Origin of the sequence: Maribacter sp. Asnod1-A12 (genome assembly GCF_045063735.1) — a bacterium.
Lineage (GTDB): Bacteria > Bacteroidota > Bacteroidia > Flavobacteriales > Flavobacteriaceae > Maribacter.
On sequence record NZ_JBEFNZ010000006.1, the window covers coordinates 3,618,780 to 3,638,256 of the forward strand.

At 33.1% G+C, this 19,477-nt stretch carries 13 protein-coding genes; 10 read left to right on the top strand and 3 right to left on the bottom strand.

Features of this window, described 5'->3' with window-relative positions; translation table 11 throughout:
- Positions 1-241 precede the first annotated feature (241 nt).
- Both ACJJVP_RS15705 and ACJJVP_RS15710 read left to right on the top strand, forming a co-directional pair.
- Positions 242-2,074 (top strand): tetratricopeptide repeat protein, encoded by a 1,833-nt coding sequence (locus tag ACJJVP_RS15705; protein ID WP_405415058.1) that lies wholly within the window; start codon positions 242-244, stop codon positions 2,072-2,074.
- Positions 2,075-2,310: 236 nt separating this feature from the next.
- A complete protein-coding gene (locus ACJJVP_RS15710) occupies positions 2,311-4,395 on the top strand; it encodes an ATP-binding protein (protein ID WP_405415061.1) in 2,085 nt (694 codons plus the stop codon).
- Here the strand turns inward: ACJJVP_RS15710 and bshB1 are convergent.
- Together bshB1 and ACJJVP_RS15720 are read right to left on the bottom strand one after the other, a co-directional pair.
- Positions 4,392-5,108 carry a bacillithiol biosynthesis deacetylase BshB1 gene (gene bshB1, locus ACJJVP_RS15715; RefSeq protein WP_405415063.1) on the bottom strand — a complete coding sequence of 239 codons (717 nt, stop codon included), beginning with the start codon at positions 5,106-5,108 and terminating at the stop codon, positions 4,392-4,394. The two genes, ACJJVP_RS15710 and bshB1, sit on opposite strands and share 4 nt — an antisense overlap.
- A gap of 26 nt (positions 5,109-5,134) precedes the next feature.
- The gene (locus ACJJVP_RS15720) at positions 5,135-6,286 is read right to left on the bottom strand and encodes a trans-sulfuration enzyme family protein (protein WP_405415065.1); all 1,152 of its coding nucleotides are present in this window, start codon (positions 6,284-6,286) and stop codon (positions 5,135-5,137) included.
- Positions 6,287-6,568: 282 nt separating this feature from the next.
- On the opposite strand from ACJJVP_RS15720, the gene ACJJVP_RS15725 reads away from it, so the two are divergent.
- A complete protein-coding gene (locus ACJJVP_RS15725; RefSeq protein ID WP_405415066.1) occupies positions 6,569-7,840 on the top strand; it encodes a M14 family metallopeptidase in 1,272 nt (423 codons plus the stop codon).
- Between the two features lie 74 nt (positions 7,841-7,914).
- Here ACJJVP_RS15725 and ccsA read toward each other — a convergent pair whose 3' ends face one another.
- The gene (ccsA, locus tag ACJJVP_RS15730; protein WP_405415068.1) at positions 7,915-11,094 is read right to left on the bottom strand and encodes a cytochrome c biogenesis protein CcsA; all 3,180 of its coding nucleotides are present in this window, start codon (positions 11,092-11,094) and stop codon (positions 7,915-7,917) included.
- Positions 11,095-11,232: 138 nt separating this feature from the next.
- Between ccsA and ACJJVP_RS15735 the strand changes: the two genes are divergently transcribed.
- The 7 genes from ACJJVP_RS15735 to ACJJVP_RS15765 all read left to right on the top strand — a co-directional run bounded on the left by ACJJVP_RS15735 (position 11,233) and on the right by ACJJVP_RS15765 (position 19,113).
- Positions 11,233-11,997 (top strand): Rossmann-like and DUF2520 domain-containing protein, encoded by a 765-nt coding sequence (locus tag ACJJVP_RS15735; protein WP_405415070.1) that lies wholly within the window; start codon positions 11,233-11,235, stop codon positions 11,995-11,997.
- Positions 11,981-12,508: a KdsC family phosphatase gene (locus ACJJVP_RS15740; protein ID WP_405415073.1), complete on the top strand. Its 528-nt coding sequence runs from the start codon at positions 11,981-11,983 to the stop codon at positions 12,506-12,508. The genes ACJJVP_RS15735 and ACJJVP_RS15740 overlap by 17 nt, the downstream gene beginning before the upstream one ends.
- 3 nt (positions 12,509-12,511) lie before the next feature.
- Positions 12,512-13,099 (top strand): Maf family nucleotide pyrophosphatase, encoded by a 588-nt coding sequence (locus ACJJVP_RS15745; RefSeq protein WP_405415074.1) that lies wholly within the window; start codon positions 12,512-12,514, stop codon positions 13,097-13,099.
- Between the two features lie 22 nt (positions 13,100-13,121).
- Positions 13,122-14,069, top strand: coding sequence for a septum formation inhibitor Maf (locus ACJJVP_RS15750; protein WP_405415077.1), 948 nt, complete (start codon positions 13,122-13,124; stop codon positions 14,067-14,069).
- Positions 14,070-14,072: 3 nt separating this feature from the next.
- On the top strand, positions 14,073-14,651 hold the full coding sequence (locus ACJJVP_RS15755) for a mechanosensitive ion channel domain-containing protein (RefSeq protein ID WP_405415080.1): 579 nt from the start codon (positions 14,073-14,075) through the stop codon (positions 14,649-14,651).
- Positions 14,652-14,733: 82 nt separating this feature from the next.
- Positions 14,734-17,265, top strand: coding sequence for a PIG-L family deacetylase (locus ACJJVP_RS15760; protein ID WP_405415081.1), 2,532 nt, complete (start codon positions 14,734-14,736; stop codon positions 17,263-17,265).
- A 111-nt stretch (positions 17,266-17,376) separates the two neighbouring features.
- Positions 17,377-19,113: a sodium:solute symporter gene (locus tag ACJJVP_RS15765; RefSeq protein ID WP_405415084.1), complete on the top strand. Its 1,737-nt coding sequence runs from the start codon at positions 17,377-17,379 to the stop codon at positions 19,111-19,113.
- Positions 19,114-19,477 lie beyond the last annotated feature (364 nt).

Sequence of the window (19,477 nt, forward strand, 5' to 3'; positions counted from 1 at the left end):
CTACTTAGTTTATCCTGCATTCGTAATGTATTATATATCAAATTATAAACATATTTTTTTATTTTTTGTATTTGTATGTTTTAGCTTTTTTAATGCTTTAGCCCAAAAAGACAGCATTAACTTTTTTAATCAAAAAATTTCTCAATTAAAGAATTTTCCAGATTTTTCTGAAAACTTACCCGAATATATCGACAACCTAAACCAGCTCTCTTATTACCAAAGATTAATAGAGCAAGACTCGATGTTAATAAACACAGAACGAGCACTTGAACTGAGTAAGAAAAATAATTACATACATGGTGAACTTGAAGCAATGGCAAATCTTGCCACTTTATACCTATATACCGGGCAAACAGACAAGTCAATTGATTTTACCTTAAAGACCATTAAAAATCCTGAATTAAGTAGTTTTCCAAAAACAGAAATGAAAATTTATAATATTCTAGGTCAAGGATATTATTTCAAAAATGACTACCCCTCCACATATACCCAATTTTTACATACTCTTGCTATAGCAGAAAAGCATAGTGATCAATTTCACTTGTTTCGAATGAATATGAATCTAGGTACTATTTTTAGTCGTCTTGAAGATTATGATGAGGCATTGAAATATTATGATGCAGCTTTTAAACACGTCAAAAAATTAAACGACCCTACAAAAGAAGCAATGATGCTCAGTAATATGGCATTCTTAAACATTGAATTAGGGAATTTAGATCAAGCTAAGATTGAATTAGATGAAACATTAGCTCTATTGGAAAAAAATAACCAAATAACATGGTTAGTATGGACCTACTCTACTTTAGGTTTGTATTATTTAACATTAAATGATTTTGAAAATGCTTTAGTAAATTACCAGAAATCTTTTGATATGCATGAGGGCATTAATGACGTGAAAGCAAAAGCTGATATAAAATATGGTCTGGGAAGATCATATTTTGGTCTAAATAATTTAGAAAAAGCTGAGAAGATAATAAATGAAAGTGTCACGCTATATGCATCTTCTGATTATGATGCCGGTCTAGAAAAAGCATATAGAAAATTATATGAAATCAACAAAAGTCAAGATGATGTGACAGAATCATTAAAATATCTTGAATTAACCGAAAAACTTTCTAACGACAATTTTAAGAAAAAGAATAGACGTAATTTAACAATGCTAAATGCAAAATTAAATTTCGAAAAAGAAACTGAAGATTTTAAAGCTCAAAGTGAATTAGAGTTAAATGAACAACGTAAATATGTAAAATGGTCACTGGCAGCACTTTTTACTTCAATGGTAATAGTATTTATAATCTTAAAAGCTAATCAGCGAGAAAAAATACTTAATAGAAAACTAGCTAAGCAAGCAGGAGTTTTAAACGATAACCAAAAAGCTCTTACTCAAATAAATGCTAATCAAGATCATCTTTTTTCGATTGTCGGTCATGATTTAAGAGGTCCAATCAATTCACTTAGTGAAATTCTAACATTATATATAGAAGATCCAGAAGGAAAAAAGTATTTTAAGAAATTTGCTCCGCAATTAAAAGAAGATATAGAACAAGTTCAATTTACAATGGACAATCTTTTACACTGGGGTAAAACTCAAATGAAAGGTAGCACAATTACTATTAAAAGTATTTCCGTAAAAAAAGAATTAGAAATAATACTTCAGTTATATAGAAATGAAATTAACAAAAAATCGATTACTATAAATAATCAAATTGAGGGAAATCACAATGTTTTTGCAGACCAGCAACAATTCAATGTAATATTCAGAAATCTCATTAACAATGCTATTAAATTCACCCCAAAAAAAGGTATGATTACAGTTTCTACTGCTATAAGAAATAACAATTTAGTAATACAAGTGTCAGATACAGGCGTAGGCATGACGGAGACTGATGTAAAAAGGCTTTTCAGCAATACGGAAAATTTTTCAAAGTACGGTACTAATTCAGAAAAAGGCACCGGTCTAGGCCTTCGTTTAGTTAAAGCAATGGTCGTTAAAAATAATGGTGATATTGTGGTTAAAAGTCAACCTAATAAAGGAAGTCGATTTATCGTTGAACTACCAAGAGATATGGCTTAATTTTTTTAAAATCTCTATTTCTACATTTTTTAAAAACCTATTTACTACAAATTAGGCGCATTAACATAGAATATTTTTACATCTTATTATAGATTTTTTATGACTTCCTAACATAACAATCATCGACGAACTACACTTATAGAACGACAAAACACACAATTAATCGCATTTCACAACATTTATTCCATTAGACAAATCTTCTAAACTAATTTTAGAATCACATTATAGTGATATCTATGAATTTTAGAATTATTAAACCATTTTCTACGCACAACCTTGTTTTAGGTTGTATGGTTATATTTTTCATCTTAGGCATACAAACTTTAAAAGCACAAGTTTCAAAAAGAGAAAAGTTAATGGGTGAACTTGAAGATATTAAAAAATCTTCAAATTTTAATTCTAAGGATACACTTTACATTCACAAACTAATTAATCTTTCTTACGAGTATCGTTTTCATAACTTAGATAGCTTGATTACACTAAGTAAACAAAGTTTAGAATTAAGTAAAAAAGCTATATATATTAATGGGGAAATAAGTTCATATCATGCTATTGGTGGTTATTATTCTGACAAGGGGAAAATAGACCAGGCAATTTCATATTTTACCAAAGCATATAATCTTGCAAAAAAACATCAAAATCATTTTCTAAAAGTTAGAACTTTAAATGATTTAGCAAAAGAATATGGTTACAAAGGTGATTATGCCCTTTCTTTAAAATGGTATTTAGCAGCAATAGAAATAGCAGAACAAAATAATTTTAAAAACTCTGTTTCTATAATAAACGATAATATTGCCCACTTGTATTTGGAACAAAAAGATTATAATCAGGCTATGGTCTTTTTCAAAAAATCTAAAGCAATTCATGAAGAAATAGGTAATCCTGTCTATATGGCAGAAACCTTGAGTAACATTGCATCTACTTATGCTGACATGAACGAATTAGATTATGCTATGTATAACATAAATAGCAGCATTTCTGTTTTTGAGAAAGAGCGTATTTTAGAGTGGCTTGCATTTAGTTATGAAATAAAAGGTAAAATATATCTCAAAAAAAATAAAAATACTTGGGCACTCTATTGGTATAAACAAAGCGAATTATTACATAAAGAAATAGAAGATGATCGTGGAAAAGTAGATTTACTGAATGGTATGACCGAAGCCTATCTAAATCTAAAAAAAGATAGTATTGCTGAAGTCTATGCTTTAAATGCATTTAATCTTTCTAAAAAAATTGGTTTACGCTCTGGTATAAAAAATAGTGCATTTCAGTTATTTGAAATTCATAAAAACAAAAATGAATTTGAAAAATCACTTTGGTATCATGAGTTATATCAAGTAACCTATGAATCATTAACCTTGACCGGTAATGAAAAGGCACTGAATATGCTTAAGACCAAAATGGAATATGATCAACAGAAACAACAATTGATTATAGATAACGAAAAAGCATTGGCCAAACAAAAGATTTACATCTATGTTTTTATCGTTATTCTATTCATCTTTTCTATAATTGTTTTTATAATTCATAGAAACCAGCAAGAGCAGAAAAAACTAAACCTTGAATTACGCAACAAAAAAGCCGACTTAGAAGAAAAACAAGCTTATTTAAACGAACTAAATCAGACAAAAAATAAATTGTTTTCAATAATCGGGCATGATTTAAGGGGACCTATAGGAGCATTTCAGGGACTTTTAAAATTATTTAAGGAAGGGGAAATGTCTAAAGATGAATTCTTAAACTTTGTTCCAAAACTAAAAGTGGATATTGATACTATATCCTTTACTTTAAACAATTTATTATCATGGGGTCAGACTCAAATGAATGGTTCAATCACAAAACAAACGGTAACAAACTTAGACAGTATTGTTGAAGAAAACATGTCGCTACTATCAGAGATTGCCGAGGCGAAATCTATTACACTTATAAATAGAATAGAACCCAATTGTCAAATTTGGTCTGACCCAAATCAAATAGATATTATTATCCGAAATTTATTAAGTAATGCACTTAAATTCACCCCTAATAATGGTCAAATAATAATAGGTGCGATTCAAAAGATTAAAACTTGCGAAATTTATGTCAAGGATAATGGTATGGGCATGAGCGAAGAGGTTATTGGCAAACTTTTCAAAAAAGACTCTAACCATACTACCTACGGCACAAATCACGAAAAAGGTACTGGACTAGGGCTGTCTTTATGCAAAGAAATGGTAGAGAAAAATAATGGTAAAATATGGGTTCATAGTGCTGTAGGTAAAGGGTCTAGTTTTTATTTTACTATACCTAGAATACATAAGCAATACAAAGAATCTGCCTAAATTAAATGATCCAAAGAATCTACCGCAACCATTCTTTCTACCGTAAAGCCTTCTGCATAATCAACACCAACCAATCTACCTAAATCTTTAGCTCTGTAATGAACACTTTCTATAAAGGTTTTACTACTTATTGGCGTTTCCGGCTCATTACTTTTAGGATCATGAAACTGAGATGTATATGCTAAAATAGCATCAGTTTTAGCTGTAATATAATCACTAATATCTACTACAAAATCGGGAGTAATATTCTTCCACTGAATATAATGATATACTAATTTAGGTCTCCATTCTTGCTGAATCTCCTCTCCTACTTTTGTTTCAATACGTCTTAATCCGCTTAAAAAACAGGCATCACTAACAAGCTTACTACCTTTACCATGATCTATATGTCTATCATCAATGGCATTACACAAAACAGTATTTGGCTTGTATTTACGGATCATTTTAATAATTTCTAATTGATGTAACTCATCATTAATAAAGAAACCATCTTTAAACCTTAAATTTTCTCGAACTGATACACCTAAAAGTTTTCCTGCAGCAGCTGATTCCCTATCACGTATTTCTGCTGATCCTCTTGTACCTAATTCACCACGGGTTAAATCTACGATACCTACTTTTTTACCTAATGCTATCTCTTTGGCAATAGTACCACCTGCCCCTAGTTCTGCATCGTCAGGATGCGCTCCAAATACTAAAATATCCAACTTCATTTTATACTGATTGTAATTTATGTCTACTATTTTATTTGTACTATAGCCTGTAAAATATCTTCCTTTAAATCTTCCACTTCTTCAATACCGACAGAAAAACGAATTAATCCGTCAGCAATACCTTGTTCCGCTCTTACCTCTGCACTCATTAAAGCATGGGATGTTTGTGTAGGCGAAAGAAGAGTACTCTCTACCCCTGCCAAGCTCATTGATGGTTTTATTAATTGCAAGCTTTTCTGAAATTGAGACGAATTCAAATTGGAATTCAACTCAAAAGATAACATTCCTCCAAAACCTTTCATTTGTTTTTTGGCTAAATCATGGTCAGGGTGAGATGGTAGGCCAGGGTAATACACTTTTTCTATGTCAGTTAAATCGTTAAGAAAATGAGCCATTGCCAAAGCATTCTCATTTTGCGCCCTAACACGAATACCCATGGTTTTCATACTTCTCTCTAATAACCAGACAGTATAATCACTTAAACTACCACCAAAATTTTTAGCTAGATGAAATATACGCTCCATATTTTCCGTGGTGGAAGCAACTGCGCCGGCACAAATATCTGAATGACCACCCATATATTTTGTAGCACTATGTATAACTACATCAATACCAAAATCTATAGGGTTTTGATTGACAGGGCTAGCGAATGTATTATCTATTAAAGTTATTATTCCGTGCTTTTTTGCTATGGTAGCAACAGCTTCTAAATCTGTAATTGTTAGCAATGGATTAGATGGGGTCTCTATATAAATAACCTTTGTATTTTCTTTAATTTGAGCCTCAAAAGCATCTGCCTGCCAACCATCGGTAAAAGAATACTCAATTCCGTATTTAGAAAACTCTTCATTCACTAAATTATATGTTCCACCATATAGAGTCTGTTGTAAAACTACATGGTCACCAGCATTTAAGAACGCTAATAAAGCCGTACTTACAGCTGCCATTCCACTACCGAAAATAAGAGCCGATTCCGCATGCTCTAAAGCCGCAACTTTTTTACAAAGTCCTTCTTGGTTAGGCGTATTAAAATATCTTGGGTAACGCTTTACATCCACATCTTCATAAGCATAAGATGTACTCATATATAAAGGAGATACTGCTCCTCTGTGTTGTTTATCCTCTAATTCACCCACGTGGGTACATATGGTATTAAAGCCTTTTTTATTCGAATTCATGTGCAATTAATTATAGAAAATAAAGGTAAGGAATTAGAATGTAAATGAATCTTATTCAACTTTACAGATACTCTAATTTTAAAATCTCTAGTTATGTCTTACAACTAGTGTAAACCTTTCAAAAAAACATCGATTTCACGAATACCTCAATAAAAGAATACTTGTATTAAGAAATATGGAATACTTCATAAATTTTGCCAATAAACGTAGAAACTTTTCATTTATAGTTGATAGATTTATAATACAAACTACCCAGGACTTAAACTAACTGATATTCTAAACATGAAAAAAGTATTCTATATAGCATTTCTTATAATATTCATAATTGCATGTAAAAATCAAAAACCTGCTGCTCAAGGTTATCAAGGTCAAGGTAAAAGCGCCGTTGTATCTACTTTATCTAAACCTGTACAAAAACAATGGAAGGGCATTTGGACCTTTGACAATGAAACTACGTTTTTTAGCAATGACTTTGAAAGCGGACGATTAAACGGAATAACGGCTGACGGAAATAATAACTATACAGCCTTAATAACCGCTGAAAACACTCCGGTAAACGTAAGTCCGTGGTACGCGTTTAAAGTTTGGTCAAAAACGCCTAAAACCATCACCATTAAAATGACTTATCAAGACTCTAGAAGTAGGTATTACCCTAAAATAAGTACTGATGGTGAAAATTTTACTCCATTAGATAGTACCAATTTCACAGGTATAAATAAAGGAACGGGTGATTTCGGTATTAAGGCAGTACCAGAGATTGTAGAAATAAAAATAAAGAGTAGCGAAGTACCTACTTTCATAACAGCCCAAGAACTTTACGGCTCTACACGAGTAAAAAATTGGATAGATTCTTTAACTACGAAACCTTTTATCTCTACTTATGAAATTGGAAAAAGTAGAGAGCAAAGAGCCATGAACTTGATGGAAGTCAGCGACGGAGAACACAAAAAAGCCGTTATGGTTATTTCTAGGCAACACCCTCCAGAAGTTACCGGATTTCTAGCGATGAAATCATTTATTGAAACTTTAAGCGGAGACTCTCCAAAAGCTCAAAAATTTAGAGAAAACTATGATTTATTTGTTGTGCCATTAATGAACCCTGATGGTGTTGATAACGGCAACTGGCGTCATAATATGGGCGGTATAGATTTAAATAGAGATTGGCAAGATTTCAATCAACCAGAAACAAGAAGTGTTAGAGACTTTTTGGTAAAGAAAGAATCTGAAGGATATGAGTTTGTCTTCGGTGCAGATTTCCACTCTACATGGGACGATATCTACTACCCTATCGATACTACAATTACTGGTGAGAAAGGAAAAATTGTTTTTGATTGGATAAATAATATCACCAATAGATTACCTCAAAAGCATACGAATGTAAAACCTTCTACAACGATAAAACCAACTATGGTTTCACGTAATTATTTTTATGTAAATCACAATATGCCAGCTATTGTTTTCGAGTTGGGTGATAATACACCAAGATATTTCTTAAAACAAAAAGGAAAGGTAGCAGCTGAAGAACTAATGGATTTGCTTGATAGTCAAAACTAAATTTTCACAAACTACTGGAAATTAAAAAGCCTCATGGAGTTTCCATGAGGCTTTTTAATACTATGTATTTTATCTTATTTACTATAATTAACTTTAAATCTCCAATAGCTGATACCACCTAAAACTAGCACTCCGGCAACCAAATAGTATATAAATATTGGTGTAATTACCTGTGCTCCACTTGCGTAACTATGCAGACCTACTAAGTAAAAGTTAACTCCAAAATAGGTCATCATAATACTACCGAAGGATACGACACTCATAAAGTTGAATGTCCATTTACCTCTTAAACCTGGTACTAACCTTGTGTGTATTACAAAGGCATAAATCATAATAGAAACAAGTGCCCAGGTCTCTTTTGGATCCCAGCCCCAATAACGACCCCAACTTTCATTTGCCCATTGCCCTCCTAAAAAGTTACCTATAGTAAGCATGACAAGCCCTGTAGTCAATGCCAATTCATTGATTATGGTCAATTCTTTTATATTGATTGCCATTCGTTTTTTATTCTTTTTGGTGGTCAAAATCATCAAAATCAATGAAACTAGACCCAAGATCATACCTACAGTCAACGGACCGTAGCTACCAACGATAACCGCAACATGTATCATTAACCAATAACTATCTAAAACAGGCTGTAAGTTAGCAATAGATGGGTCTATCCAGCTTTGGTGTGCTATCCATAAAAGCATAGATGTCACAAATGCAGATGCCGCAAATGTCATATCACTTTTACGACCTAGCGCCCAACCAATACCCATGGTTGCCCAGGCTACATATAAAATACTTTCGTAAGCATTACTCCAAGGTGCGTGACCAGATATATACCAACGCATGACCAAACCTGCAGTATGCCACAAAAACAGTAGCATAATAGTTCCTTTAAAGAAATAAATTGCCACCCTCCAAATAGAACGATCTTTAAATATTTGGAATATTAAGGTGAAAAACATCAACAAACCAACAAGCGCATAAAACCGATATAACCTATTGAAAATGTTAAGTTTATTATAGATCACCTCAAGATCTACTTTCTGTTGAGAAGGCAAAACTTCACTACCATGATTAAGTTGATTTTGGTGAAATGCAGCCAACAGTTTATCTGCAGAAGCATAATCTCCGCTTTGTTGTGCTTTACCTAAGGTCATTAAATAATACGGCATTGCATTTTTTACAAAGTTAGAATACAACGAATCTCTAATTTCATACTGACCTCCTCTGTACTCAACAGCAGAAATCCATTTATTATTCTCATCATCCAGTAGCGGAAATATCTTAATGATATCTTGCCCTAATGCCTGATTCAAAAGGCTCAATCTAATATTGGCATCCTTAAAATCTTGTTGAAATTTATTCGGATTTGCGGTTGCTGTAGCCTCTCTTAAAAAAGGTTCTAACTTGTACTGTCCTTTTTTATCAAAGAAATCCGTTGCTTTTACATACTCTTGCCCTGAAGGTATTCCTATCACATTTCTAATACTATCATTCTGCGATTTTTTATCCAGTGCAATGAACTCCGTGTTATACCAAACCGCAGGATTCATCATCATAGAAAGCAAAATCTGATCAGATGTATAGCCCAAATAAGTATCTTTCAAGCTTAGCTTACGAAGTAGTTCTGATGAAAATGTGTTAATAGGCTTCATACGCCCACCTTCATCTTGTATGACCAGCTTACCAAATTTATCGGCATGCTCTTTACTGACCATACTAGCTTCTAGTAAAGAATCTATTTGTGCTTTACTTGGTGCTTGTTGATGTCCTTCCTCTGGTGTATGTTGTTCTTGCGCAAAAGAAGAAAACGAGAATGCCATTAAAACGGCTATTACTCCAAACATTTTTTTCTTCTTGACCTTTAATGTATCCAAAGAATCCGCCAAATCTTTAAAACGAGTTTTACCGAAAAACATAATCCCCATTAACCCTATGTATAAAAGAAAGTACCCAATGTAAGTAATCCATGTTCCCCAAAAATCATGATTTACAGATAAAACAGTACCTTTTTCATCAGGATCAAAACTAGATTGAAAAAAGCGATACCCTTGGTGGTCTAACACATGATTCATAAAAATATCATAGTCAAAAGGTCTTTCATCTTCAATAGTAACTCTACTCATATATGAAGAATACCCTTTTTCCGTGCCTGGATATTTCTCGGCGATAAAATCATTCAACTTAATACCAAAAGGTAAATCATAAACTTTTGATCCGTAACGAATAGAAAAATTGAGTCCACCAACATTTACTTTTTCACTAAAATCCGAAGGTCCTTTATTGCCTAATAATTTAATTTGTTTTGTTTCTCCATTCGCAGTAACATCAAAAACTATAGCATCTTGATCTATTTTAGATTTCTCTGCATCGGGTATTTCAACTATACCGTATGAACCTTGTGTTACAGAATCCGGAATTACAAACTGCATACCAGCAGTATTATATAACGAACGCAATACTAAGGGTTGTAAACTATCTTTCACTAAAACACCTTGAAACTGATCTGCCATACGCATATAGTTACCATCAAAAGGAGAGTAAATCTGATATATAGAATCTGTGGTCATAATATTGATGGCACCATCTGTATTATTATTTAATGCAAAAAGTACATTATGTATACTGGCCACCTTCCCATCTTCCAAATAGTGATCATGACGTTCACCGTCACCTGCTTCAACAATCTTTAGAAATTTAGTTCCATTAGAATCTGGCAGTAGACCTTGCTTAGCTCCTTTTATAAATTCAACATAAGAAACCTCAAAATCTTCACCATTAAAATCGGCTTTCCATGGAAGGTTAGATTTAATAGCTTCTGGAGTAACGATCAAATCATCTTCTAATACTTTTCTTCGTGCCTCACCTTCAATTTCACCATCAACATAAACTGTTAGATACGTTTTATCAGAATAGAATACTTTTTCCGTCTTACCTTCACGTATAGGCATCATACCTTCAAAACTGATATAACGCGTTACAAAAGCTCCAATTATAATCAATACCCAAGATAAATGCAGCACTAAAACTGGCCATTTCTCTAATCGCAGTAAACGGTATCTAGAGATATTACCAAGAAAATTGATTACAAAGAATACCATGATTACTTCAAACCACCATGCATTATAAATCCAGATTCGCGCAGTTTCTGTACTGTACCAACTTTCTATAAAAGTACCGAAAGCCATTGCTGTGGCAAAAACGATAAATAGGATGGACATTAAACGTGTAGAGAAAAATATTTTTTTGAACATTTCCGTCATGGAAGATAGGAGTTGATTTTCAAGATGCAAAAATAAGGCCTTTTCACCATTTACGAATGCCTTTTATCTCTTTTAAACTTCATTGAAACTGTTAATTTTAATACAAAAAGACTTCTATAAACTTTGTACTTTTGCAGTATGATATCAGTAGTTATAGTAGGTTCTGGTAATGTAGCACAAAATCTGTTTCATGCATTCCAAAAGTCTGCAGATGTTACCGTAAAGCAGGTAATAGGCAGAAATAGAGAACATTTGGCATTTGTACGCAACATTGCACTAATTAGTACTGAATTTACTAGTGATATAAGCGCGGATGTTTACATACTAGCCATTTCTGACGATGCTATAAGTACAGTTGGCGAAAATTTTAAAAATGTAGAAGGCATTTTAGTCCATACTTCTGGCGCAACACCGCTTAACGCTATAAAATCTGCAAATAGACCAGGTATTTTTTATCCATTACAAACATTTACAAAAGGGAAAATTATTTCATTTGATGATATTCCTATTTGCATAGAAGCGACTAACAATAAAGATCTTGAAATATTAACAACACTAGGGAAACAACTTAGTAAAAATGTAGTTGAAATAGATTCTGAGCAGCGAAAAACACTACATGTGGCTGCGGTATTCGTGAATAATTTCACTAATTACATGTTTACCATGGGATCTGATATTTGTGCAGAGCATGACTTAGATTTCTCATTGTTAAAACCCCTTATTAAAGAAACGGCTGCAAAATTAGACACATTAACACCCATGCAGGCACAAACGGGACCAGCAAAACGCGGAGACCAAAAAACATTACATAATCATTTACAAATCATAAAAGACAAACACCAAAGGGAACTGTACACCCTTTTAAGCAACGCAATAAAAGAAAAACATGGAAAAGAGTTATAAAGAGTATTTAAAAGATATTACCACATTTATTTTTGATGTAGATGGGGTGTTTACAGATGGAAGTCTTTTAGTTACCAGCGAAGGAGAGTTGTTACGTAAAATGAGTGTAAAAGATGGTTATGCCCTAAAAGTTGCGCTTAAGAAAGGTTACAATGTATGTATTATCACAGGAGGAACAAATGAAGGTGTTCGCATAAGATTAAAAGCACTTGGAGTTACAGATATCTATATGGGTGCACATTACAAAATGGATGCGTTAGAGGAATACATGGATCTTTATCATATAGAATCCGAAAACATATTATATATGGGTGATGACATACCAGACATTCCACCATTACAAGCGGTTGCTTTAGCTACTTGCCCTCAGAATGCTGTTGCAGAAGTTAAAAGTGTAAGTCAATACATTTCGCATATAAATGGCGGTCATGGCTGTGTACGTGATGTCATTGAACAGGTTTTAAAAGTACGAGGAGATTGGACCAGCCACTTTAGTGCTGCAAACGACTAGTATATGCTGAAGAATAAACTTAAAGAGCATCATCTAATCTTAGCATCTGGCTCACCAAGAAGGCATCAGTTTTTTAAAGAAATGGAGCTTGATTTTGAAGTGAGAATCAGATCTGTAGATGAAGTCTATCCAGCTGAATTAAAAGGAGCAGAAATATCTGACTATCTAGCAAAATTAAAAGCAGAAGTATTTTTACCGGAATTACAATCAAAAGATATTCTAATAACCTCAGATACGGTTGTTTGGCATAATAATGAATCTTTGGCCAAGGCAGAAGATAACACGGAGGCTGAAGAAATGCTAAAAAAACTATCTGGAGATTGGCATCAGGTCATTTCTTCTGTATGTTTTACCACAATTGAACGACAGATAGTTCAACATTCAATAACAGAAGTCAAGTTCAAGAATTTATTGGAAGATGAAATTCAACATTATATAAAGGAATATCAACCTTACGATAAAGCCGGTGCATACGGCATTCAAGAATGGATAGGTCTCATAGGTATTGAAAAAATTAAAGGCTCATACACTAACGTAGTTGGTTTACCAACACAGCTGGTTTATGAAACCTTATCACTTTTAATAACATAGCATAATTTAAATGATAACAGGTATGAAACTATTAAAACTAAACAAGGCAGTTTACAGCCTTTTCGGATTGGCAATTCTATTTACTAGTTGTAAAGAAAAACCCAAAACCAATAGCGATACATTAGCTATGTTATCTACAGAAATAAAAACAGAAGCTCCTAAAAAAGAGCTTTCGCAAGAGTTTAAAGATTATTGGTATAACGGTACAGCAGAAATCACTTCCTACAATTTAGAACAAGCTAGATATGGCGAGATGAGAGAAGGCAGTGCTGTATTAATTTATGTGACCGAACCATTTTTACCAGATGCTCAAGTAAAGGCAGATAATAGTAATAAAAGCAACATTCCTGTTTTAAAATTGAATACCACCAAAAATTACATTACGGGTATTTACCCCTACTCTATAATGACCAGTAGCTTCTACCCTGTGCATGATAATCAACATGCGCTTAAAGTATCTTTTTCCGCACAAGAATGGTGTGGTCATGTTTATGCACAATTAAATAATAAAGATGATTTTGAAATAATGAGTCATTCTTATTTTGAATCTGAAGGTGACCAAGATTACCAAATAGAGAAAGCTATTCTTGAAAATGAAGTTTGGAACAAAATCAGGGTAAACCCAGAAAATTTGCCTATTGGTGACATTAAAATGATTCCTTCTTTGGAGTTCATCAGAACAACTCATGAAGAATTCAAGGCTTACAAGGCAATAACTTCGCTGACAGAAGTTGATGGCATGAACACATATGAAATCAGCTATCCTGAATTAGAACGTACTTTAAAAATCAATTTTGAAAACAAGTTTCCTTACTTAATTGAAAGCTGGACGGATACTTTTTATGATGGGTATGGACAAAATAAAAAAGTTTTAACTTCTAAAGGAACAAGAATTAACAGGATTACAACACCCTATTGGCAGCAGAAATCGAATAAGGATTTATCTTTGCGCGATAGTTTAGGGTTATAGCGTATGAAAGAGTTTATTGCTGAACATCATAATGAGTTAATCTACAGTCTCATTATCTTAATTGTTATCGTTGTTTTAAAATTTCTTTTTACCACAGCTGTTAGAAAGGTGAGTAAAATAAGTGATTTTAATCCGGTTAGGACCAACCTGATAATTAAGTTCATCAATATAGCATTGACCATAATCGCTGTAGTGGCACTTACCTTAGTATGGAGTGTAAATTATCAAGATCTAGGGGTCATGTTATCCTCCGTGTTTGCGGTAATAGGTGTCGCCCTTTTTGCTCAATGGTCAATTTTGAGCAATATTACAGCTGGTGTTATTCTTTTCTTCTCATTTCCTTTTAAAATAGGAAATACCATACGCATTTTAGACAAGGAACTACTTGACCCTAATAATTCAGATTTAGATCAATTTGTAATTGAGGATATTAGAGCCTTTCACTTACACTTAAGAAGGAGCAATGGAGAAATTCTAACCTATCCAAATAATTTGGTTCTTCAAAAAGGTGTCATTTTAATATCTACCTATCAACAAGGTGAATTTATAAGTGTTGAAGAACAAGAAGAACAAACCACATGATTTTGTTAAAGAAGTCGTAAAAACAAGTACGCGTAGGACCTAATCTTATTATATTTGGAATTACTACCAAAACCAACTTAAAATGCGATATCTATTAGGGTTTCTAGCCTGTAGTCTTTTTGCACTCAGCACCCTCAATGCCCAAACCCCAAAGATTAGTTCGTCCACAGACATTTACCACTCCATTGAAAAGCTTAATTTTCTAGGTACTGCACTTTATATAGCCGCACACCCAGATGATGAAAATACGCGTCTAATTGCCTATTTAGCTAATAATGTTAAAGCAAGAACCGGTTATTTATCCCTTACAAGAGGTGACGGTGGGCAAAATTTAATTGGTCCGGAATTACGCGAACTTTTAGGTGTATTGCGTACGCAAGAATTACTTGCAGCAAGAAGGGTTGACGGGGGAGAACAATTTTTTAGTCGCGCCAATGACTTCGGCTATTCCAAACAACCAGATGAAACCCTAGAAATTTGGGACAAAGAAGCCATTCTTGGTGATGTGGTTAGAACTATCCGCAAGTTTAAGCCAGATGTGATTATCAATAGGTTTGATCATAGAACTCCCGGAACTACCCATGGTCATCATACTTCTTCGGCAATGTTAAGCTTTGAAGCTTTTGATTTATCAAATGATTCCAATGCCTACCCTGAACAATTGTCATCAACAAACACTTGGCAACCAAAACGATTATTTTTTAATACATCGTGGTGGTTTTATGGTAGCCAAGAAAAATTTAAAGCGGCGGATAAAACCAATCTTTTGCATATGGATGTAGGCACCTACTACCCTATGCTAGGAAAATCTAACAACGAAATTGCCTCATTAGCCAGTAGCCAACATCTATGTCAAGGTTTTGGTAGACTAAGTTCAAGAGGTAGTGAAGATGAATATATAGAATTATTAAAGGGTGATTTACCGCAAGACAAATCCAATCTTTTTGATGGCATAGATACAACCTGGTCTAGAATTGATGGTGGAAAGGCAATTGGCGATATCCTTTATGATGTACAAGAAAATTTTAATTTTAAAAATCCTTCGGTTCATATTCCTAAATTGTTAGAAGCTTATGAGTTATTACAAAATGTTTCCGATGAGCACTGGAAACATTTAAAAACAGTAGAATTAACTACAATTATTTCAGCTATATCAGGATTACATTTAGAAGCGTTTACCAAAATCTCATCTACAAATCCTGGTCAGAATGTCGATGTTCAAATCCAAGCATTGAACAGAAGTGACATCAATATTGAATTAAAATCGGTATTTATCAATAATCAGAATACAAATATTGAGCTGAGTACTTTGAACAAAAACAAATTGTTTGAAAAGGAAATTAATTTAAATATTCCGGCTTCAACTGATTTTACTAGTCCGTATTGGTTAATGGAAAAAGGAACTTTAGGCACGTATACTGTTAAGAACAAAGCTTTAATAGGAAAACCGGAAACGCCAAGAGCTTTTAATGCTACTTTTAATTTGAACATAAACGGTGTTTTAATTCCTATTACAAGACCTGTAGTATATAAATATGCAAAGCCCGATAAAGGCGAAATTTATCAACCTTTTGAAGTGGTACCTGAAGCTACCGCAAGCTTTACCGATAAGGTTTTAATATTTGCCGACGCATCACCAAAAAGAATTCCTGTTACAATTAAGGCGCATAAAGACAGTATTTCTGGTATTGTCGAACTAAAATGTGGATCTGATTGGCAAATAGACAAAAAATCTCAGCCATTTTGGATAGATAAAAATGGTGATGAACAAACGGTTTATTTTACATTAAGTCCGCCGGCTACCGAAAACGAAAGTAGCATCTCACCTATTATAAAATTAAACGGCAAAGAGATTACCAAAGAGCTAGTAACTATTGCTTACGACCATGTACCAACTCAAACAGTATTACTACCATCTGAAACAAAGGTAGTTCGTTTAAATATTCAAAAAGCGGGAGAAAATATTGGATATATCATGGGAGCCGGCGATGAAATACCAACTAGTCTAACACAAATAGGATATAACGTTCAATTAATTGACCCATTTACAATTACGAAAGAGTCATTAAAAAAATATGATGCTGTAGTATTAGGTATTAGAGCATATAATGTTATAGATGCATTGAAATTCAAACAGCGATATATTCTTGATTATGCGAAAAATGGTGGTACGGTAATTGTGCAATATAATACAGCGGGTAGACGCGGTTTTCATTTTGAGAATATTGCCCCATATAATATAGAAATTTCAAGAGACCGAGTAACAAACGAAAATTCGGAGGTAGAAATAATTGCTAAAAATAATTCGTTGATCAATTATCCAAATCAAATAAATAATAACGATTTTAATGGATGGGTTCAAGAACGAGGGCTGTATTTTCCTAATGCTTGGGGTGAAGAATTTACACCTATTTTAAAAATGCACGATGAAGGCGAAGAAGCAACAAAAGGTAGTTTATTAATTGCCCCATACGGCAAGGGAAACTATATTTATACCGGACTGAGCTTTTTTAGAGAATTACCTGCTGGTGTGCCCGGAGCATATAAATTGTTCTCTAATATGCTATCAGTTGGAAAGGATAAAGTTGAAATAAAAGCCAAAATCAAAGGATGAGTAAAGAACGTGATGAAAATAAAACTTGGAAAAAAGAGTATAGCATCGTATTAGTGCTTAATCTAATATATGTTCTTATTTTTTATTACGTAATGACTTCATTTAATTAATATGAGAGCATTAGATTGGATAATTCTTGCTAGTACACTTCTCTTCATTGTAGTTTATGGAGTTTGGAAAACCAAAGGAAGTAAAAATGTAGATGACTATGTACGTGGTGGCAACGATTCTAAATGGTGGACTATTGGTCTATCCGTTATGGCTACGCAAGCCAGTGCAATAACTTTTTTATCTACCCCGGGTCAAGCATTTCATGATGGAATGGGATTTGTTCAATTTTACTTTGGGCTACCCTTCGCCATGATTATCATATGTATGGTATTTGTTCCATTATATCATAAAATGAAGGTATATACTGCCTATGAATTTTTAGAAAATAGATTTGACCTTAAAACCCGTTCATTAGCCGCTATATTATTTTTGATACAAAGAGGTTTAGCTGCAGGTATAACAATCTTTGCTCCTTCAATAATTTTATCTGCCGTACTAGGTTGGGACTTAAGAACTTTAAACATAATATTAGGCTCACTGGTAATTATCTATACTGTATCTGGTGGAACAAAAGCGGTTAGTGTAACCCAAAAACAACAGATGTTCATTATCATGACTGGTATGTTCATCACTTTCTTTTTTATTTTAGGATATTTACCTTCAGATATTACTTTTAGCAAAGCGATGAAAATAGCTGGTGCAAGTAATAAATTAGAAATACTAAATTTTGATTTGGACACTTCAAGTAGGTATACGTTTTGGAGTGGTATCACTGGTGGACTTTTTCTATTTTTGGCATATTTCGGTACTGACCAAAGTCAAGTACAACGCTATCTATCAGGAAAATCTGTACGAGAAAGTCAATTGGGCCTTATTTTTAATGCCTTACTTAAAATACCAATGCAATTTTTCATTCTTTTGGTTGGTGTAATGGTATTTGTATTTTACCAATACAATCCCTCACCATTAAACTTTAATCCATCTGCCACACAAGCTGTAATGAAATCTAGTTATGCTGAAGATTATAAATTATTGCAAGAAGGTCAAGTAGCCTTAGAAGCAGAAAAAAGAATAGCTCAAAATAAATTTTCAGCTGCTTTAGAAATTAAAGAATTTACTGCCGTAGAAGAAGCAAAAAAACAAATTATTCGTATAAATCAAAAGGATAGCACCAATCGAATTGCTGCAAAATCACTTATTAGCCAAGCAAATAATGTGGTTGAGACAAATGATAAGGACTATGTTTTTATTCACTTTATATTACATAATCTACCAACCGGTCTAGTTGGCTTATTATTAGCGGTTATTTTATCTGCAGCTATGTCATCTACGGCTTCAGAATTAAATGCATTGGGTACTATAACTGCTTTAGACCTTTACAAGAGAAATAGAACTTCAACAGAGTTGTCTGAAGAACATTACGTAAAGGCTTCTAAATTTTTTACTTTAATCTGGGGAGTAATAGCAATCTTAATAGCTTGTGTTGCTAACCTTTTCGACAACCTAATTCAATTAGTAAATATTATTGGTAGTATTTTTTATGGAAATGTTTTGGGCATTTTCATAATTGCATTTTTCTTTAAGTTTATAAAAGGTAATGCGGTTTTCTTTGCCGCCGTAGTTACACAAATAATTATATGTATTATATATTACTATTTAATTCATATATACCCTTCTGGTCAAGAAAAACTAGGGTATTTATGGCTTAACTTTTTCGGAGCAGCATTAGTTATTGTAATATCATTCATATTTGAAGCCTTTGACCGAATGCTTAAAAAACCTTTACCTACAACCTAAGAATAATTAAGGTTTAAAATGTGAAACTAACTTTTATAAAATCTCTTAGACAATTCTATATCTCTATCGTACATACTTAGTATAAAAATTACTCGATTACCACAACTGAATTAGCCGTATTGCTAAAACTTGGCAAAAATTAAGATAACGTTATAGAATCTAGAATGACGGGAATGCTTTTGTCAGTAGTATCATAAATCTAATAAAACAAAAGCCCTAGAAACCATTATTAGCTTTGTGTCAAAATTATATAAAGAACAAACTGATACTATTGCTAAATAATAGCTCTTAGTCATAAATGATGGTGGTACACTAGTAAAATAATACCTAAAAAAAGTCATAAAAAAAGTCCGTGCTTTACAAC